This is a genomic window from Streptomyces sp. SS1-1 (assembly GCF_008973465.1).
Lineage (GTDB): Bacteria > Actinomycetota > Actinomycetes > Streptomycetales > Streptomycetaceae > Streptomyces.
The window spans coordinates 3,535,285-3,554,366 of sequence record NZ_WBXN01000004.1 but is presented as its reverse complement, the minus strand read 5'-3'; the positions used below and the strand labels follow the sequence as shown (position 1 = coordinate 3,554,366).

General features: G+C 70.9%; 17 protein-coding genes and 1 pseudogene. 7 read left to right on the top strand and 11 right to left on the bottom strand.

Annotation, left to right across the window (positions count from 1 at the left end):
* Positions 1-72 precede the first annotated feature (72 nt).
* The 4 genes from F8R89_RS17545 to F8R89_RS17530 are packed head-to-tail and all read right to left on the bottom strand — an operon-like array spanning position 73 to position 2,096.
* Positions 73-390 carry a hypothetical protein gene (locus F8R89_RS17545; RefSeq protein WP_151784861.1) on the bottom strand — a complete coding sequence of 106 codons (318 nt, stop codon included), beginning with the start codon at positions 388-390 and terminating at the stop codon, positions 73-75.
* A gap of 1 nt (position 391) precedes the next feature.
* Positions 392-739 (bottom strand): RRQRL motif-containing zinc-binding protein, encoded by a 348-nt coding sequence (locus tag F8R89_RS17540; protein ID WP_151784860.1) that lies wholly within the window; start codon positions 737-739, stop codon positions 392-394.
* A complete protein-coding gene (locus F8R89_RS17535; RefSeq protein WP_151784859.1) occupies positions 739-1,833 on the bottom strand; it encodes a conjugal transfer protein in 1,095 nt (364 codons plus the stop codon). The genes F8R89_RS17540 and F8R89_RS17535 overlap by 1 nt, the downstream gene beginning before the upstream one ends.
* A complete protein-coding gene (locus F8R89_RS17530; RefSeq protein WP_151784858.1) occupies positions 1,830-2,096 on the bottom strand; it encodes a DUF6284 family protein in 267 nt (88 codons plus the stop codon). The genes F8R89_RS17535 and F8R89_RS17530 overlap by 4 nt, the downstream gene beginning before the upstream one ends.
* 440 nt (positions 2,097-2,536) lie before the next feature.
* Between F8R89_RS17530 and F8R89_RS17525 the strand changes: the two genes are divergently transcribed.
* From F8R89_RS17525 to F8R89_RS17505, 3 genes are all read left to right on the top strand, one after another.
* Entirely contained in the window at positions 2,537-3,298 is a 762-nt protein-coding gene (locus F8R89_RS17525; RefSeq protein WP_151784857.1) for a GntR family transcriptional regulator, read from the top strand.
* Between the two features lie 1,182 nt (positions 3,299-4,480).
* A complete protein-coding gene (locus F8R89_RS17515; protein WP_225994419.1) occupies positions 4,481-4,750 on the top strand; it encodes a hypothetical protein in 270 nt (89 codons plus the stop codon).
* A gap of 1,190 nt (positions 4,751-5,940) precedes the next feature.
* Entirely contained in the window at positions 5,941-6,480 is a 540-nt protein-coding gene (locus F8R89_RS17505) for a hypothetical protein (protein ID WP_151784854.1), read from the top strand.
* Between the two features lie 627 nt (positions 6,481-7,107).
* On the opposite strand, the gene F8R89_RS17495 is transcribed toward F8R89_RS17505, so the two are convergent.
* The 6 genes from F8R89_RS17495 to F8R89_RS17470 form a co-directional block, all read right to left on the bottom strand.
* Positions 7,108-7,497 carry a hypothetical protein gene (locus F8R89_RS17495; RefSeq protein WP_151784852.1) on the bottom strand — a complete coding sequence of 130 codons (390 nt, stop codon included), beginning with the start codon at positions 7,495-7,497 and terminating at the stop codon, positions 7,108-7,110.
* A 33-nt stretch (positions 7,498-7,530) separates the two neighbouring features.
* On the bottom strand, positions 7,531-8,115 hold the full coding sequence (locus F8R89_RS17490) for a hypothetical protein (RefSeq protein WP_151784851.1): 585 nt from the start codon (positions 8,113-8,115) through the stop codon (positions 7,531-7,533).
* Between the two features lie 186 nt (positions 8,116-8,301).
* Entirely contained in the window at positions 8,302-8,649 is a 348-nt protein-coding gene (locus F8R89_RS17485) for a MerR family transcriptional regulator (protein WP_151784850.1), read from the bottom strand.
* 22 nt (positions 8,650-8,671) lie between these two features.
* Positions 8,672-9,622, bottom strand: a complete 951-nt coding sequence (locus F8R89_RS17480) for an aldo/keto reductase (RefSeq protein WP_192806156.1) — start codon at positions 9,620-9,622, stop codon at positions 8,672-8,674.
* 44 nt (positions 9,623-9,666) lie between these two features.
* Positions 9,667-10,098, bottom strand: a complete 432-nt coding sequence (locus F8R89_RS17475) for a hypothetical protein (protein WP_151784848.1) — start codon at positions 10,096-10,098, stop codon at positions 9,667-9,669.
* 57 nt (positions 10,099-10,155) lie between these two features.
* Positions 10,156-11,022: a bifunctional DNA primase/polymerase gene (locus F8R89_RS17470; protein WP_151784847.1), complete on the bottom strand. Its 867-nt coding sequence runs from the start codon at positions 11,020-11,022 to the stop codon at positions 10,156-10,158.
* A gap of 376 nt (positions 11,023-11,398) precedes the next feature.
* Here F8R89_RS17470 and F8R89_RS17465 point away from each other — a divergent pair, with 376 nt between their 5' ends.
* The 4 genes and pseudogenes from F8R89_RS17465 (at position 11,399) to F8R89_RS17445 (ending at position 14,715) form a co-directional block, all read left to right on the top strand.
* Positions 11,399-11,725 carry a hypothetical protein gene (locus tag F8R89_RS17465; protein WP_151784846.1) on the top strand — a complete coding sequence of 109 codons (327 nt, stop codon included), beginning with the start codon at positions 11,399-11,401 and terminating at the stop codon, positions 11,723-11,725.
* Positions 11,726-11,891: 166 nt separating this feature from the next.
* Positions 11,892-12,017 (top strand): annotated as a pseudogene (locus tag F8R89_RS36760) (lipid-transfer protein); the annotation flags it as partial.
* A gap of 229 nt (positions 12,018-12,246) precedes the next feature.
* The gene (locus F8R89_RS17450) at positions 12,247-12,819 is read left to right on the top strand and encodes a SigE family RNA polymerase sigma factor (RefSeq protein ID WP_151784845.1); all 573 of its coding nucleotides are present in this window, start codon (positions 12,247-12,249) and stop codon (positions 12,817-12,819) included.
* Between the two features lie 252 nt (positions 12,820-13,071).
* Positions 13,072-14,715 carry a long-chain fatty acid--CoA ligase gene (locus tag F8R89_RS17445; protein WP_151788172.1) on the top strand — a complete coding sequence of 548 codons (1,644 nt, stop codon included), beginning with the start codon at positions 13,072-13,074 and terminating at the stop codon, positions 14,713-14,715.
* A gap of 120 nt (positions 14,716-14,835) precedes the next feature.
* Here F8R89_RS17445 and F8R89_RS17440 read toward each other — a convergent pair whose 3' ends face one another.
* On the bottom strand, positions 14,836-18,981 hold the full coding sequence (locus tag F8R89_RS17440) for a PAS domain-containing protein (protein WP_151784844.1): 4,146 nt from the start codon (positions 18,979-18,981) through the stop codon (positions 14,836-14,838).
* Between the last annotated feature and the right edge of the window lie 101 nt (positions 18,982-19,082).

The following is a 19,082-nucleotide window of genomic DNA, read 5'->3' as shown; positions in this document are numbered from 1 at the left end:
CGGGAGTGAGGGAGAGAGCCGGGGTGGCCGGGTCCGTGGAAAGAGCGGCCACCCCGGTACCGGAAGCGCTGGTCAGAACCAGCGGGACGACTTGCGTGCGGCTTTGGCGCGGGCGGCCTCGGTGATCAGCCGCTGACGCTCGCCGTGCAGGGCCGTCAGCTCGGCGGTCAGGCGCATCTCCACGGACGAGCCGAGGGAGTCCATGCGGTTCTCCGCGCCGGTCGTGCTGCGGTCGCGGTAGACGCTGTGGGCACCGGAGGCGAGCGCGCGGCTCATGGCGAGGCGTTCGCGGGCGGTCAGGGGCCACCACTCGCCCCTGCGCACGGCCTCCAGCTTCTTCCTGGTCTTCTCGATCTCGCGGTCGAGACGGCGGATCTCGGAGTTGCCCATGTCAGTGACTCCGTTCGGACCCGTCGGGGTCGGGATAGGCACACGGGGTGCAGGTGCCGAGCGAGGCGGGGATGACGTATCCGGCATCGCGCCGGCATGCGGGGCAGCGACGGCGGGCGGCGTTCGCCTTGGCGAGAGCCGCCCACCGGGCCGCCGTCATCGGACGCACCGGCACGGCTTGGTCGATGCGGTAGAGGTAGGCGACCAACGGGCCCCGCCGTCGGCGGGGCCGTTCGAGCTGCGCGGCCACGGCCTGACCGCCGGGGCGTAGTCCGAGGGCGCGGAGTTGGCGGCGGGTGGCGTAGCCGTCCGGGGCAAGCCGCCACCGGTAGACCGGCAGCGCGGCCATTAGGCGGCCCGTTCGGCGAGCAGGGTGTCACGGAGCTTGCGGGCGTTGGCCGGTGAGGTGTGGACCTCGCGGCGGATGCCCTCGGCGGTCACCTTGGCGTCTGGCCAATCGGCCGTGGCCTTGCGCGCCTCGGCGAGCAACTGATCGGGGGTGCGCTTGGGTCGGGGCGATCGGGCTGCCTCGGGGAGTCGACCGGTTGCCCGACGCGGCCGGGTCGACTCGGCACCCACAACACGGCGCGCCGACTCGATCGGGGCGGTGATGGCAGGGGTGGACTTGAGCGGGGGAATCGACTTGCCCAGGTCAACCGCTACGGGTTCCGGCACGGTCAGCCGAGTGAGCGTCACGATCGGGTTCGGGGTCGATTCCCGCAGATCAGCCATAGACCGTTTCATTGTGGTCTCGGTGGATTCCTCCGCATTTGCGGTGGGTGCAGGATTGAGCATGGGCGCCGGGGTGGTGGCGCCAAACATGGCGGCGAGTGCGGCGTCCGCACCGGCCGTGACTCGATCGCGCTGAACGTCCAGCAGCCTCGATCCGAGCGCCACATCGCCGACACCGACCCTGCGGGCCAGCCGCCACGACTTGCGCTCCGACCACTTCCTGACCCGATCGCTCGGGTGCTGTGTGGCGCGGGCCCGGTGGTAGGCGAGGGCCTGCACCAGATCGGCCGTGCGCCGCTCGTTCTCCGCGTCCCGGCCGTCGGTGTGGACGACGATCCTGCGGGCCAGGAACGCCATGCCCTCTGCCGAGACAGACATGCCCATCGGCGTCAGGGCGTAGATGACGGTCCGGCCCGCATCCGGTGCGGCCATCGCGCCCATGACGGCGGCGGCGGCCGGCAGGGCCCACAGACCGACCCGGACGATGCGCGGGGAGGACTGGCCCAGCATGGTCAGCCCGAGCAGGACCAGGGCGAGGACGGCCGTGGCGCCCTCGCCGGCGGCGAGAGCTCCGAGTGCGGTGCCCTTGCCGTAGGAGTGGCCGATGTTGCTGTAGGTACCGATCCCGCCGAATACGCCCGTGGCGAGCATCGGCACGAACGCGGCGGCCAGCACCCCGATCTGTACGCGGGTCAGCTTGGCGGTCCTCATGCGGCACCGCCCGGCATGCTGCGGGTCGTGCGGTTGAGCAGTGCCACGCGTGCGGCGAGCGCCCGGCGGCGGGCCCGGCGGATGCGCTGGTGGTCCAGCTCCGTCGGGGTGCGGTCCAGGGTGATGATCTGTGCGTCGAGCAGGTCGACGTCCGCCAGGATGACGGGCATCTCCTGCTCGATCGCGTCCAGCTCCGCGTTCGTCGGCTCCATGAAGTCGGCGAACGCGGTAACAGCGTCCTGAACAGTCACGATGTGGTTCATTGGGTCTGGTTCCTCTCACCAGGAACGGCCCGAACAGTGGCCCCGGTGTTCCAGCACCGGGGCCACGCGCCGTTGAAGTCGGAACATCCGGCTCCCCTCAGCGCTGCTCGTACGAGACGAGCAACGGAGGCAACCGGCCGCAGCAGGGCTGCGGAAAGGTCGAATCGCGCTGTACCTCACACGGAGATCCCGTGTGGCCGCCTACTTGGCCGAGGAGAGGCGGCGTGATCCCCATTCAGTTGTCAATGAACGACCAGTTCAGAGCCTTACGGCGCCCTACAGCACGCCGCAGCTACCCCGCCCGGCATAAAGACGGACTCAACGGTGTTGGTGGTGTTGTACCAACAACCGATGCCCTGAGCTTGCCCCGAGTTGCTGGGCTCGTCAAGGCAAAGGGCGTATGTTGTTGGCACAAGTCAGCCAACTAACAAGGAGGCACAGTGCGGGAGCAGCGCCCGAGGTACCACCGAATTGCGGATGACCTGCGGGGACAGATCGAGCGGGGCGAGCTTGAGGCCGGTCAACAGCTCCCGACGGAGTTTGAGCTGGTGGAGCAATACGAGGCGAGTCGCAATACAGTCCGCCTGGCCCTGCGGCGCCTGACTGAGGAAGGTCTCATCATTGCTGGTCAAGGGCGCGGTAGCTTCGTTCGCCGTAGCCTGACGCCAGCCGTATGGGACTGGTCGGTGCTGGAGTCGCGAGCACGGCACAAGTCAGACAACAAGGGCGACCAGTGGGCCAGCATTGTGGCTGAAAGCGGTCGACAGCCCCGGCAGGAAGTTCGAGTCTCCATCCGGCGCCCGCCGGCGGACGTCGCAGAACGGCTCCACCTCGACGCTGAGACTGCGTTGACTGTTGTTCGGGAACGAGTGCGCATAGTCGACCAGGACCCCTACGCCTTGGCTGACTCCTACTTCCCGGAGGAACTTGTCAGGGGGACCCCGCTCATGCTGCCGGAAGATGTGGCAGCACCCGGCGGCATCCTGGCCAGCGTTGGCCTTGTTCAGGCTCGCTATCGCGACGAAATCACCGTGCGAATGCCGACACGTGCGGAGATCGAAAAGCTGTCTCTGCCCTCTGCCACTCCCGTGGCCGTGCACATGCGTACGGGCTACGACGAGAACGACCGGCCCCTACGAGTAATGATCACGATCCTTCCGGGAGACCGCCATGTCATCAGGTACGACGTTTCGGCAGAGTGAGCACGTCCCACAGGAGCGAACCAGAGTGAAGGCCCTGCGAAGTATCGACTCGACGCTTCCGCGTGATCAGCGCCCTGCGCGGGTCTGGTACACGTCCTATGGGTCCAACATGCATCTGGACCGGCTCGCCGCCTACATCCAGGGCGGTCGGCCACCTGGCGCAGCCAGGCGCTATCCCGGGTGCCGTAACCCTGCCATGCCGGTTCGCTCGATTCCCGTGGAACTCACGGGAGCGATGTACTTCGCCACCGAGTCGCCCGTCTGGGGTGGTGGCAGAGCCTTCTATGACCCGCACGTTCCTGGTCGAGTGCTAGCCAGAGCACACCTCGTCACTGCCCAGCAGTTCTCGGACATTGCCGCTCAGGAGATGTATAGGGAACCCGGCGTCGACCTTGATCTCTCGGAAGTGCTCTCGGGTGGACGAGCAGTACTGGGCGAGGGGCGCTATGAAACGTTGGTGTGTGCTGGACAGGTAGATGACATGCCAGTCCTCACCTTCACGGCGCCATGGGGGGTGGACGATGTTCAGCTTGTACCTCCGTCGTCTGCCTACGTGCGCTTCCTAGCCTCGGGTCTGCTGTCCGCTGGAGCATGGGACGTTGAGGCGGTGGCTTCCTACGTAGCCTCCTGCCCCGGAGCTGCGGAGCATTGGTCGGAGCAAGCCATTGCCGACCTGCTGAACACAAGTCGCTAGCCCTCGCCTCCGCAAGAAACCTCTATGGGTGACAGGTCTAAACCATTCCCGGAATGCCGAATTCTGAATGCTGGATTCAACGGCGTCGCGGCTATTACTCGCGGGTCACTTACTGGGGAAAAGCTCGGGATTATATACCCACCCACTGACAATGAGGGAAGTCGCTAACGGCAACGACCATGCTGTGACCTTGGTCACAGTGCTCGAAATGCGTTTCCGCAGCTCAAAAGGGGTGTGCTCGTTTTTTTCCCGGGCTTCTGCACAGACCTGCCGGCTTAATGCACATAGTTATCCACAGGTTTCGAGGGCTGCCTGTGGATAACCTACTTGGCGTATGGCTGATGTGGCGTCATGCTCTTTCCACGGCGCAGCGATTGATCAGAAAAATTCTGTCAGTGGGGTGCGCTAGCTTGTTCGACAACGGAAAGAGGCGCCCGTCTCTCGCCAAAGAAGTCCGGGCGCCTCCCTAACGAACGCAAGGAGAACGCGTGACGCTCAGCCTGGCTCGCAACGCAATCGCTCCCTCACGGGAGGGCATGCTGTCTCGTACCTTCGCATACGGCACTGACAGCCGCAACAGCTATTTGATCTTCATTGCCACCTGTGTGGCATGTGTGATCAACGGGGAGACGCTGACCGGAATCCTGGCGCAGGCCACTTGGCTGGTCACTGCGGTGATCATCTTGGTGGTCGTGCAGCGGGTTGATCGATTGGTCTCCGGGTGGACTCCTAGCGGACGGCGCTCAAGCGTCCGATAGTTCGGTTTCCTGTTTCGGGCAGGTGTGGCCGCCGGCCGTCGTTAGGTGGAGGTAGGTACCTGCCTCTAAGCGCGTGGCGACTGCCTGCGGCCATCCTGTGGCCAAGATCCGGGGTGAGAACTCGGCTCGCGCGGAAGGATGCAGGTCAGGGAGTGTCCCCTGCTGCTCTACCCAGCGCTCTTGAAAACCGTCGTGGCGGCGACGTCACCGTGGGTTCAAATCCCACACCCACCGCGCAGTGGACGGCCCTTGACCGGGTGACTCGGTCGGGGGCCGTTCTCGTGTCCGGCTACCTTGACTACCCGGTGCTCCCCGTGGTTTCCCGCTCGATCGGGTACGCCTGGGGCACGGTCCCCGTCTGATCGGTAGTCGACGGTCTGGGTCCGCTCGTTCCGGCGGTACCCCTTGAGTGACCTGCGGTCGACCGACGACCCAGGCTGAAGGCCCACTGCCCGTCCACATCCCGAAAGAACGCCTCGTGACCGCGAACGGTCGGGGCGTTCCTTTCGCGTTTTGGGTGGGGTGGTTCGATCTATCGCCTTGATCAGGCCCAAGGCATGCTGTGTGTATGACGAGGGGGCGGAAGCGCAACATCGTTGCCTACAGCGTGTTCACCCTGCTGGGCGTCGCAGCGGTGGCATGGACTGTGATCACCGGTCTCGTGCGGCTGGACCTGCTGGGGGACGCTGTCCAGGTTCGGCTCACAGAGTGCCGTCGTGAGGGCGGCGGGCGTGGGGGGAGCCACTCTGTTTGCAGCGGCCCACTGGTGGGCGATGAGGCGCAGACGGTGGAGATTCAGTACGAAGGACACCCTGGAGAAGTCATTCGTGCCGCGCAGAAACCGTGGGGCAGCTACGAGCCGGTGGAAACGGGCTTCGTCGCATGGGGCATCTGGGTGCTGACGCCTGTTGTTTGTCTCATGGGGACAGCCGCTGCGGGCGTGCTGACTGTCAGAGAGATACGCCGAGTACGGCGGGGGTTCAGTAGTCACACAGTGGACGGCCCTTGACCGGGTGACTCGGTCGGGGGCCGTCGGCGTGTGAGCTGCATGCCGGCCACCACGATTCCCCCTGAGTCCCGGCCTGTCGGGCATGGATGGGGCACGGCCGGTCTGCCGGTCCGCTCAACCGGCGCCCCCGTCGCGGCGATACTCGGTGGAGTCGGTCGGATGGGCGCCGCAGGATGGGCGGATGCGTCCGTCGACCGTCTCGCACCGGGTGGAGTTTCTGCGCCACCCCCACCCCGGCCACCCGCACCTCAGGGCCTGGGGCATCCGGATCGACGGCACCGACATGCGCGTCCTGGTCGCGGAAGCGACGCGCGCGCTCTGGGACCAGGAACTCGACGAGGACGACTACACCCGGCAGGAGCGCGACGAGTTCATCCTGGGACAACACGCCCCGCTGCACCTGGACGACGACGCCGACGGCACCCGGGCCCGGGCCCATTTCCTGGGCGACGCCCAACCAGCCCTCCGCGACCACCACACGGGCGCGATGTGCCTCCTGGGCTGCCCCTGCGGAATCGACGCCTGCTGGCCCCTGCTCGCCATGGTCCGCGCCACGGCGACGGAAGTCGTCTGGTCCCGCTTCCACCAGCCCGCCCGGCCGGAGTGGGGCGAACTGCCCCTGGGCCCCTACGTCTTCCCGCGCCCTGCCTACGAGGCGACCCTGGCCGCGCCGACCCCGCTCACCGAGGACCCCCTCGCCGCGCTGCTGGGTGAGGGATAGTCGGCCGGCCCGGCGCCGTCCCCGCGTCCGGCTACCGGGACTGGGGAATCAGCGGAACAACCCTGGTACCGGGCAGACTTCCCACGGTTCGTCCGGCCGGTCCGCCCAGTTCCAATAGACATGCCCACCGGCACACCTCCACAGCGACCGACAGGCCCGCCGGCCGTCGCCCTCGCGCTCGGAGAGGACCAGGCCGCCGGACTTCATGGGTTGGCGGCACTGGGGACAACCCGGGGCGTGGTTGGTCATGGGCCGCACGCTAGCGGAGTGACCTCATGGGCGCTCTATGCGTTAGCGCCAGCCGCCCGGCTGGGACTGCAGCAACGCTGTTCAAGTGCGGCTCACGGAGTGCCATCAAGAAGCCGTGGGGCAGCTACGCCCCAAGGGAGACAGGCTTTGTCGCGTGGGGCATCTGGGTGCTGAGGCCTGTTGCCCGTCTCATGGTGACAGGCGGCCCGGGCGTGTGTACCTGTGGCGGAGTGGCGTTGCCCGCCGAGGCACCGGGAGGTTCTGGAAACCGTTGTTGCGGCCACAATCACCAGGGTCCGAACCCACGCCCATCGCGCGTGAACGGCCCCCGACCAAGTTGCTGGTCAGGGGCCGTTCGTATGCCCGCACAGTCGGCTGCTACCAGCCCGTCATCACTGCGCCGAGCGGCAGTGGTGCGGCCAGCAGCACCAGTGCCTTGACTCGCAGGGGTTCACGCTCGCCCGTCATGGTCGTGCGGCAGACCACGAATGCCGCCACGATGCCCAGCGGGAACAGGATCGGGACGCTTTCCGACAGCGGGCCGCGGGTCCCGCCCACATATGCCGCCAGATAGGAACCCGCGAGCCCCGCCAACACGGTGAAGAACACCTTGCCGGCGCTGAACCACTCACGCTCCATCAGTTCGGCGAGCTCACCGAAGCGGGCTCCGTCGCGGTGACGGCGCACAGCGGCGAAGGCGAAGGCGACCAGCAGGGCTGCTCCGGCTGCGAAGAACCCCCAGCGCAGGACGCTTGCTGTGATGTCCATGATCAGTACACCTCCCTTTCGGCCACGGACTCGTCACCAGCAGTTCTTGATGACACCGTCGATGCCGAGAATCTCCGCAGCGATGCCGCCGAGGCCGGAACCCGCCTCCTCGAAGACCTCCATGATTCCCTTCTTGAAGGTCTTGCCCGCCTTCTTCTTGGAGCGGATCTTGGCGACGACCTTCTTGATGCCGCCGAGCTTGTCGATCGCCTTCTTCATCTTGTAGATCTTGGCGACAGCGAAGATGTTGGAACCGATGGCGAGCAGGATTCCGCGCGCACAACCGCCCGCGTTGAAGGACCGCTTTCCACTGGTCTTGGCTATGCGCTCGTTCAGCCACTGCTTGGTGGCATCCTCGCCCTGAGCCAGCACCTCGTCCGGGATCTCTGTGAAGAGGCTCAGCGCCTCCTCGATGCCGGCCAGGACCTCGTCCTCCGTGCCGATGCCGTCCAGCGAGGACAGGACGACGGACGATGCCGCGGCCTCGGACCGCGGCTGGGCCTGGGCGGCGTGAGCGGCGCCGGTTGTGACGAAGACAGCGGCGGCGGCGATTCCGGCCACCATCATGGATCGGCGTCGGAGCGGAGCGCCGGTCCGCGAGCTGATGAAGGCAGACATGCTGAGGTTCCCCCTCTGTTCATGTGAAAGGTGTTCACATTCGGCACACCACCGTGATTGCCCTGGTCAGGGGCGAGGTGGGTGCGGAAGCATGGTGATCATCGCCGAGCAGAGCGCCGATTATCAACAGAGCTGAGGATCATCTGAGGTACTTGGCACGGGAGTTCACTCGGATCCGGCTCGCGCTCAGCTGAAGTAGGCGATCTTGTCGTCCAGGACGCCGATGGCCCGGCGCAGGGCGTCCACGCGTTGTTCCAGGGCAGCGCGGCGGTCGCGGAGGAAGGCGACGCGGTGGTGCGGGGGGTGGTCGGCGCGCAGCATCGCGACGAACTCCCGCAGGTCCGCGATGCCGAGGCCCGCGTCGCGGAAGCAGGTGACCATGCCGATCCAGAACAGGTCGTCCTCGGTGTACTCCCGGTGCCCGCCGGTGGAGCGGCGGATCGGTCCGATGAGTCCTTCGCGCTCGTAGTACCGCAGGGTGTCGAGGGAGACGCCGGTGCGTTCGGCGGCCGTCGCCGGGCTGACGGTGGTCATGGGGCTGCCTCCTCGGGGAGTGTCACCGGGCTTCGGCGAAGCGGGTCATGTGTGCCTCGGTGAGGCGTACTTGGCGTGCCGCGAGTGCTTCCTCGAGTTGGTCCACCCGGCTCACTCCGACGATCGGGTCGATGCCTTGCCGCATCAGCCAGGCCAGGACGACCTGGTTGCGGGTGGCCCGGAGTTCCGCGGCGACCTCGTCCAGGACGGACAGCACCCTGGCCGTACCGGGATGATCGTAGGTCTCCGGCAGCGGCTTGTCCGGGCGTACGTAGGAACCCCAGATCAGCGCGCTGTACGCCCACACCGCGAGCCCCTCGGAGCGGGCGAGGTCCAGGTCCTCGGCGGTGAGCAGGCGGTGGCCGGCCTCCGGGAGCGGGGTGAGGGGGCGCGGCTGGGCGAGGGAGTGGCGCAGTTGCAGGGCCGTGTACGGCTCCACGCGCTGCTCCCGTGCCAGGGACCGGGCGCGTTCGACCCGCCAGGCGGCGTGGTTCGCGGCCCCGACCCGCAGGGCGACCCCCTTAGCGACGAGCTCGCCGAACGCGCCGACCGTCTCCTCCAGCGGCACGGCACGGTCCTCGGCGTGCGCCCACAGCAGGTCGACGTGGTCGACGCCGAGCCGCCCCAGGCTCTCCTCCACACCGGCGTGGACGGCCCGCGCGGACAGCCCTTCGGCGCTCTGCGGCCAGGAGTGCGGGACGAGCGGGTTCTGCCGGACCTTCGTCGCGATCCGCACCGTGTCGCGTGCGCCCGGGCGGGCCCGCAGCCACGCCCCGATCACCCGCTCGCTGGCCCCGCCGACGCCGCTCGGGTCGTTCCAGAAGGAGTAGCAGTTCGCCGTGTCCAGCCAGACGCCACCGCCGGCGACGAAGGAGTCGAGGATCGCGAAGGCCCGGTCGGCGTCCACGCGGGTGCCGAAGTCCATGGTTCCCAGCACGAGTTGAGGGTCACTGGTCGTCGTCATGCGACTCATGCTGGTATCTGGAGCGCGCTCCAGGTCAAGGGCGTCCTTCCCGCCTACAGCTCGTAGTCGTCCGCCAGCCCCTCCCAGTCGATCCCCCGCAGCGACTCCTCCGCGTCCTCGCCGGACGGCACCCGGGTCGTTGGCTGGAACCAGACGACCGTGAGGGACGAGCGGTGCAGGACCGGGTCGTGGGACGGGTCGAGGGCTGTCGAGCGGAACGAGCCGACGCAGGCCACGGGCGGCAGGATCTCGACCGGGCCGAAGGGGCCCGCCGGCTGGTCGGGGCGGTCCAGGTCCGGCGGGACCAGGTGGACCGGCGAGGACGGGTGGGTGTGCCGGGCGTTGCTCAGGAGTCCGTGGACCGTCATGTCGTTGACGAGCTTGCAGGGGTAGCCCTCCAGCATGCCGCCGTACGTCGACGTCAGCCGGAGTTCGGCGAGGTCGAGGGAACGGCCGGACGTGAGGGTCACACGGGTCAGGGACATGACGGCACTGTAGGGCGGGGGTGCGGGGCGGGTCGCCCCGGTTTTCCCGGGACGGTGTCAGGGGTGGTGGCCCGTCAGGCGGGCCGCCGAGGCGAGCGTGGCGCGGGCCTCCCGTTCCGTCAGGCCGGTGTCGAGGGCGGCCTCGACGAGCGGTTCGACCAGGGCGGGCCCGATGCCGTCCTCGTACGCCCGGCAGGCGGCCCAGAACAGGCGGGTGTTGCGCTGGCCCTCGTGGGCGGCCAGCACGAACTGGACGAGACCCTGTCCGTGACCGCCGGCCGACGGGGGCGTGGGGTGGTGCGTGCGCGGCGGCGGGAGCAGCAGGCGCAGCAGCGCGCGCGGGCAGGGCGCCGGGCCGATGTGGGCGGTGCCGGGGGCGGTGCGGTAGACGCCGTGCTCGGTACGGGAGCCGGGGCCGACCAGGTAGCCGCCGGCGCCGCGGATGTCGATGCCGGGCGCGAGCCGGCCCGCGGAGTTCGGCACGACCACGTCCGGCGGGCCGGTCAGCCACAGGTGCCGGCCGCCGCTCGGCGTCAGGACGACGACGGTGGGCGGGATCGTGAACAGGTGCCGCAGCGCCAGTTCGCGCAGGGCCGCCGAGGAGTCCGCGTCGGACTTGACGTCCAGGTCGACGCCGATCAGATGGTACGGCGGCAGTCCGCAGGCGATGCCGTAGCCGGTGGCCCAGGGGGCGGCGGCGAAGAGTTCGCGGATGCGGGCGGGGTCGGTGGAGGCGTCGTAGACCCCGTGTCCGGGGCGGCCGCACTCGCCGTGGCAGAGCTTGGGCGCGGGGTCGTCGCGGTGCGGGGAGCGCAGGGCCGGGAGCTTCGTCCGGGACAGGGGGATGACGGCCAGTCCGCGTTCGGCGGCTGACAGGGCGTGTGCGAGGGCCAGCGTCGTGGCCTGCCGGTCGGTGGTGGCCATGCCTCTATGTTCGTACGAGTGTTCGAAAAAAGGAAGAGGGGGTGGTGCGGGGCGGCGCGTGACACGCCGGTCGTGGCGGGTGGCCCGAGTGACAGGTGGAACCTTTCGCCCCTTGCGGGGCTTGAGGTCGGAGGTGTCCTGGCTGTCCCGACTGAGCGCTAAGTGTGGCGATAGGGGTTTATCGACTTGTCCTCACGCTTGAGGGCGAATAGGGCCGTCCGGGGTGGTTCGCCGGGGTTCCGGTGGGCAACTCTGTTCTCGCGACGTCGTGCAGGACTTCGGGACGGTCGGCCAACTGCCCGGAGAGAAGCAGTACTTCACGCACCACCAATGCGTCCGGCGGGGAGCCTGGGCGCACCTGTTCTGGAGGAACAACATGGCAAGCATCCGTACCGCCCGCGTCGTCGCAGCCGTCACCGCACTCCCGCTCGCCGCCGCCCTGTTCGCCGGGGTGGCCAGCGCGGACAACGGCGCATTCGCGGACGACGGATCCAGTGCGGCCGTCTCGACCGCCGTCCAGGGCCTCCTCGGCAGCGGGGTCGGCGGCGACAACTTCGGTACCTCGTCGACCACCCAGCAGCAGGCGACCGGGTCCGGGGCCTCGAACCAGAGCAACACCGCCCAGGTCAACGGCTCCGCGTTCACCTCGGTCAACCAGGGCAACGACAACACGTCCGTCACCTTCACCCCGCTCTGGTGGTGAGCTGAGAGGGCCGGTGCCCCGGTGCTCAGGCACCGGCCCTCTCTGTCCGTGGGTGTGCTTGTGGGGTTTCACATGGCTGCGCGGCGGTGCTCCGGCACCGCCGCGCAGGCGTGTTCGCGGCCATGGGTCTTGAGGCTCTTCAGTGTCTGACGGACAGCCAGAAGCCAAGCGGATGACGATCTTCTACCGGGGCGGCCTCGGCGGCCTGCCCGAGGCGGGCGTCGTGGCGCGCCGGCCGTGGCGGGCGTCCGGACTCCGCCCGGCGGACGTCGACGTGGGCATCCCGTACGACGCTCGTGACGGCCGGGACGGGGGTGCCGGCCGCCGGGACGGGGGTGCCGGCCCCGGGGCTCGTCCTCGCGGCCGACCGGACGACCATGAGGGACATCCCTCAGTGGGAGGGGGGACGTTCGTCCACCTTCAGGAGGTGGAGCAGGCCCCACCCCTACAACCTGAGGCGGACGCGGCTTCGGCACCTGCGGCCGATCCGCCGGAGCGGGGTCCGCTCATAGCGTGGAGCCATGACCCCACCCGTCTGCACCAGCGCCTCCGACGCCGCGACGCGGTCCCTGCCGAACGCGACGTACCCCTCGACGTACCCCTCCTTCTCGTCGTACGTACGCGCCCGGCAGCCGGTGCTGCTGCGCACGGCCCGCTCGCTCACCGCGAACCCGAGCGACGCCGAGGACCTGCTGCAGACGGCGCTGACCAAGACGTACGTGGCCTGGGAGCGCATCGAGGACCACCGGGCGCTCGACGGCTATGTGCGCCGGGCCCTGCTGAACACGCGCACCTCGCAGTGGCGCAAGCGCAAGGTCGACGAGTTCGCCTGCGACGAGCTGCCCGAGCCGGAGCCGCTGCCCGGCCACGCCGACGACCCGGCGGAACGGCAGGCGCTGCGCGACGCCATGTGGCGCGCGATCATGCGGCTCCCGGCACGGCAGCGGGCGATGGTCGTCCTGCGGTACTACGAGGACCTCAGCGAGGTCCAGACGGCCGAGGTGCTCGGGGTCTCGGTCGGCACGGTGAAGTCGGCGGTGTCGCGGGCGCTCGGCAAGCTGCGCGAGGACCCGGAGCTGGTGCCGGTCCGCTGACCGGGCGCAGGCCGGGCGGCTGTCACACGGGGCCGGCGCCGGTGAGATCCTCCCTCTCACCTGGCAGCCCCAGGGCGTCTCACCCGCAGCCGCGGGGCGTCAAGCCCGTAGCCGCCGAGCCCCGTGAACGCAACGTGACATGATCGATCACCCGGGCCTAGTGACATACCGCGCGGTATGCGCGCAGAATCTCCGCAACCCTTACCACCGCGTAGGCAATGTCGCCCCCGGGAGGACGCCGTGCTGAGCACCATGCAGGACGTACCGCTGCTGATCTCGAGGATCCTGGCCCACGGGTCGACGATCCACGGCACATCGCAGGTCATCAGCTGGACCGGCGAGGCCGAACCGCACCGCCGCTCCTTCGCCGAGGTCGGAGCCCGCGCCGCCCAGCTGGCGCACGCCCTGCGGGACGACCTGGGCGTGACCGACGACGAGCGGGTCGCGACCCTCATGTGGAACAACGCCGAGCACGTCGAGGCGTACTTCGCGATCCCCTCCATGGGCGCGGTCCTGCACACCCTGAACCTGCGCCTGCCGGCCGAGCAGCTGACCTGGATCGTCGACCACGCGGCGGACCGGGTGATCATCGCCAACGGTTCGCTCCTCCCCCTGCTCGCCCCGCTGCTGCCGCACCTCAAGACGGTGAAGCACGTCGTGGTGTCGGGCCCCGGCGACCGGTCCGCCCTCGCGGACGCCTCCGTCCAGGTGCACGACTACGAGGAGCTGATCGCCGGCAAGGCGACGGCGTACGAGTGGCCCGCGCTGGAGGAGACCCAGGCCGCCGCCATGTGCTACACCTCCGGCACCACGGGCGACCCCAAGGGCGTCGTCTACTCGCACCGCTCGATCTACCTGCACTCCATGCAGGTCAACATGACCCAGTCGATGGGGCTCACCGACCAGGACACCTCGCTCGTCGTGGTCCCCCAGTTCCACGTCAACGCCTGGGGTCTGCCGCACGCCACCTTCATGACCGGCGTCAACATGCTGATGCCCGACCGCTTCCTGCAGCCCGCGCCCCTCGCCGAGATGATCGAGCTGGTGAAGCCGACGCACGCGGCGGCCGTGCCCACCATCTGGCAGGGCCTGCTCGCCGAGCTGACCGCCAAGCCCCGGGACGTCTCCTCCCTGACCCAGGTCACCATCGGCGGCTCGGCCTGCCCGCCCTCGCTCATGGAGGCGTTCGACCGGCTGGGCATGCGGGTCTGCCACGCCTGGGGCATGACGGAGACCTCGCCGCTCGGCACGGTCGCCCGGCCCCCGGCCCACGCCGTCGGCACCGACGAGGAGTTCGCCTACCGACTCACACAGGGCCGCTTCCCGGCGGGCGTCGAGGCCCGGCTCACCGGCCCCGGCGGCGAGCGCCTCCCCTGGGACGGCGAGTCCGCGGGTGAGCTGGAGGTGCGCGGGCCCTGGATCGCGGGCGCCTACTACAACGGCCCCGACGCCGAGCCGCTGCGCCCCGCCGACAAGTTCAGCGAGGACGGCTGGCTGAAGACCGGTGACGTCGGCACGATCTCCCCCGACGGCTTCCTCACCCTCACCGACCGCGCCAAGGACGTCATCAAGTCCGGCGGCGAGTGGATCTCCTCGGTGGACCTGGAGAACGCGCTGATGTCCCACCCGGACGTCGCCGAGGCGGCCGTGGTCGCCGTTCCGGACGACAAGTGGGGCGAGCGGCCGCTGGCCACGGTCGTCCTCAAGGAGGGAGCCACCGCCGACTTCACGACCCTGCGGGCCTTCCTCGCCGAGGAGGGCCGGATCGCCAAGTGGCAGCTGCCGGAGCGGTGGACGGTGATCGAGGCGGTGCCGAAGACGAGCGTGGGCAAGTTCGACAAGAAGGTGCTGCGCAGGCAGTACGCCGAAGGCGGGTTGGACGTCACCCGGCTCTGACGGGGGCCCCTTGGGGCGGGGGACTGCCGACGGTCGGCCGCGGGTTCGCCGTGGCCGCTCGCGCGGTTCCCCGCGCCCCTTCGCGCGCCGTTGCCCGCGCCCCTTCCCGGGGGCGCGGGGTCAGTTCGTGCCGATTCTGGACAGGAGGTCCACGATGCGGGTCTGGACCTCGGGGCTCGTGGAGCGCTCCGCCAGGAACAGGACCGTCTCGCCCGAGGCCAGGCTCGGCAGGTCGGCCTGGTCGACGGCGGCCGTGTAGACGACCAGCGGCGTGCGGTTGAGCTGCCCGTTGGCGCGCAGCCAGTCCACGATCCCCGCCCGGCGCCGGTGCACCTGCAGCAGGTCCATCACGACCAGGTTCGGCCGGAAGTCCCCGGCCAGCGCCACCGCGTCGGCGTCGCTCGCCGCACGGGCCACCTGCATGCCCCGCCGCTCCAGCGTCGCCGTCAGCGCCAGCGCGATCTCCGCGTGCTCCTCGATCAGCAGCACCCGCGGCGGATGCTGCTCGCTGTCCCGGGGCGCCAGCGCCTTGAGCAGGACGGCGGGGTCGGCGCCGTACGCGGCCTCCCGCGACGCCTGCCCGAGTCCCGCGGTCACCATCACCGGCACGGACGCGGCGACCGCCGCCTGCCGCAGCGACTGGAGCGCCGTCCGGGTGATCGGGCCGGTCAGCGGGTCGACGAACAGCGCGGCCGGGAACGCCGCGATCTGCGCGTCCACCTCCTCGCGCGAGTGCACCACCACCGGCCGGTAGCCGCGGTCGCTCAGCGCCTGCTGGGTCGTCACGTCCGGCGCGGGCCACACCAGCAGCCGCCGCGGGTTGTCCAGCGGCTCCGGGGGCAGCTCGTCGTCCATCGGCTGCGGGCGCGGGGGATCGGCGACCTCGACGGCCCCGCCCGGCCCGTCCAGCGGCTCGGGCCCCTCGGCGGCGTTCTCGTCCGGGGCGCCTATGGCGTACGACCGCCCGGCCGCCTCCGCCACCGGCGCGAGCCGGTTCTGCCCGGCGCCCGACGGCGGGGAGGGCTGCGGCTGGGGCGCGGCGGGCGCCGCCTGCTCGGCGGCCGGCGGATGCGGGCGCGCGGGCTGCTCGGCCGCACCGGCCCGCGTGGCGGGGTCGGGCGGCGTGCCCAGCTTGCGGCGCCGTCCGCCGTTCGTCTGGTGCGGCGGGGGCGTGGCCTGCGAGGGCTGCTGCACCTGCGCCGCCTGCCGGGTGAACGGCACGCCCTGCCCCAGCGTGCGCACGCTGATCGCGCGCCCCTGCGTGGAGTTGGGGTCGACGGGGGCGCCGGGCGCCTCGGCGGGCAACGGCTGCGCGGCCCGCTGCGGCCGCCCGGCCGCCGCCTCCGGCGGCAACGGGGTCCCGGGCGCGGGAGTGCCCTGCGGCACCTGCGGCTGCGCGGGCTGCGGAGCGCCCTGCGGCGGTACGACGCCGGCCCCGGCGGTGCCGTCGGCGGCGGGCCACTGCTGCGCGACCGGGGCGGGGACGCCCTGCGCGGGCGTGCCGTGCGCCGGGGTGCCCTGGCCCGGCGGCGCCTCGGCCGGGAGCGGACCACCGGGAACGACGGCGGGCGGCACGGGCTGGGCGGGAGCCGCCTGCGCGGCCGGGGCCGTGACAGGAGTGGGCGCGGGCGCGGGCGTGGGAGCGGCGGCCGGGACGGGATGCCCCTGCGGCACCCCCTGCTGCGCCGGAACAGGAGCGGCCACGGGCACTCCAGGCGCCGCCGCCTCCTCCGGCGGGCGCGCCACGGCACGGCGGCGCCGTCCGGTGGGCGCGGTCGTGGGGTGCGGCTGCGGCGGGGTGTGGTCCTCGGCCGGATCGTGCGCGACGGCGTGCCCCTCGTCCGGCACAGCCTCCGGAAGGGCCTCCGGTACGGCGGCCTGCGCGGCGGCGACGGGTGCGGCAGCGGTGCCGGGCGCGCGGTCCGCGTCGGCCGGGGGCAGCGCGAACACCTGGCGCGGGCCCGCCTCCTGGGCCTGCGCGGCGGCGGCCCGTTCGGCCGCGGCGGCCAGCGCGCGCCGGCGCCGCCCGGTCGGCTGCGGGGCGTCACCGGCCGCGGGGGCGTCCGGCGCGGCGGGCTGCTGGGCGGCGTCACCGGCCGCCGGGAGCGCGGCGGCGGGCGCGGGCGCCAGGGCCGGCTGCTGTCCGCCGTCACGCCGGGCACGGCGTCCGCCGGACGGCACACCCTGCGGCGGCACGGTCCCGCCCAGGTTGTTCCCCGTGGCGGCGGTGCCCGCGGACTGCTCACCGGCCATGACGACGGCACCCTCGGAGACGGCGTCCCCGCCGGCCTCGGCCGGGCGACCACGGCGCCGTCCGGTGCCGCCGGAGACCTCGGGCGCGTTCTCCACGGCGGCGGCCGGGGCCTGGGGGAGCGCGGGCGCGGCGGCCCGCCTGCGCCGCCGTCCGGTCGGCGCGGCACCCTCCGCACCGGCGACGGCCTCGGCCTGGGCCTCGGGGGACTCGCTCTCCAGGAAGGCGTCGACGGACGAGCGCCGGGCCCGCCGCCGCCCGCCGCCACCGCTCTGCGCCGCGTCGTCGGAGCCGGCCGGTTCCTCGGCCGGAACCTCCGCCGGGGCCTTGGCGGGAGCGGCGGGAACGGCTCCCGCGCCGCCTCCGATGGGCACTTCGAGGACGAACGCGCTGCCGCTCATCCCCGGCACCTCGTGCGTCTGCAGGACACCGCCGTGCGCGCGGACGATCCCGCGCACGATCGGCTCGTGCACCGGGTCTCCCCCGGTGTACGGCCCGCGCACCTCGATGCGGACGACCTCGCCGCGCTGCGCCGCCGCGACGACGACCGTGTTGTCCAGGTAACCGCCCGCCGACACCGGCGAGTTGCCGGTGGCGTCCACCCCGGCGACGTCCGCGACGAGATGCGCGAGCGCGGTCGCCAGGCGCTGCGGGTCGACCTCGGCCTCGATGGGCGGCGCGTGCACGGCGAACTGCACCCGGCCCGGGCCGATCAGCTCGACGGCCCCGTCCACGCCCGCCGCGACGACCGCGTCGAGCATCACCTTCGTGCGCTGTATCCCGTCGGTCCCGGCGTCGAGCCGCTGGTAGCCGAGGACGTTGTCGATCAGGGTGGTGATCCGCGAGTAGCCCGCCGACAGGTGGTGCAGCACCTGGTTCGCCTCGGGCCACAACTGCCCCGCGTCGTCCGCCGCCAGGGCCGCCAGCTCGCGGCGCAGCTCGTCCAGCGGGCCGCGCAGGGAGCCCCCGAGCAGCGTCAGCAGCTGCTCGTGCCGCATGGCCAGCGCCTCGTGCCGGTCCTTCTCGCGCTCACCGAGGGCGGCGTACCGCTCCTCACCGGCGGCGAGTTCCTCCGCGTGCCGCTCCTCGAGCTCCTCGATCTCGGCGACGTGCTTCTGGCGCAGTGCGGTCAGCTCGGAGGCGTGCTCCTCGGCGAGGCGTTCCAGCTCCTCCTCGTGCTGCCGCTGCGCGGCCTCCTTCTCCTCGATGAGGGTGTCGTAGGCCCGCCGGTCGGTGAAGGTCATGACGGCGCCGACGAGCTGGTCGCCGTCGCGCACGGGGGCCGTCGTCAGGTCGACGGAGACCTGGTCGCCGCTCTTGGACCACAGCACCTGCCCGCGCACCCGGTGCTTGCGCCCGGAGCGCAGGGTGTCGGCGAGCGGGGACTCCTGGTACGGGAAGGGGGAGCCGTCGGCGCGGGAGTGCGCCACGAGGGTGTGCAGCTCGCGGCCGCCGAGGTCGCTGGCCCGGTACCCGAGGATCTGGGCGGCGGCCGGGTTGACGAGGACGATCCGCCCGTCGGTGTCGGTGCCGACGACGCCCTCGGAGGCGGCCCGCAGGATCATCTCCGTCTGCCGCTGCGAACGCGCCAGCTCGGCCTCGGTGTCGACGGTGCCGGTCAGGTCCCGGACGACGAGCATCAGCAGCTCGTCGCCGCTGTAGCCGTGTCCGTCGTAGGCCTGCTGGCCGTTCTCCAGATTCGCGGACGTGACCTCGACCGGGAACTCGGTGCCGTCGGTGCGGCGGGCCGTCATCCGGGTCGGCTTGGTCCGGCCCTGCGGGTCCATGTGGTCGGGCCGGCGCATCGAGCCGGGGATCAGCTTGGAGTCGAACTGCGGCAGCAGGTCGAGCAGCCCGCGCCCCACCAGCGCGGTGCCCGGCGCCTCGAAGGCCTCCAGGGCGATGGTGTTCGCGTTGACGACGGTCCCATTGGCGTTGACCAGCACCAACGCATCGGGAAGCGCGTCGAGTATGGCTGCGAGGCGAGCAGCGCCTCGGGATGGCCTGCTGCTCACGAGACGCTTCCTCCCTGTTACCGCACCTAGCCGACCGCTCCGGCCATCTTGCCAATCGGTCCGCAGCGTGTCACGCGAGGGAGTCTAAGGGCTGGGGTTGC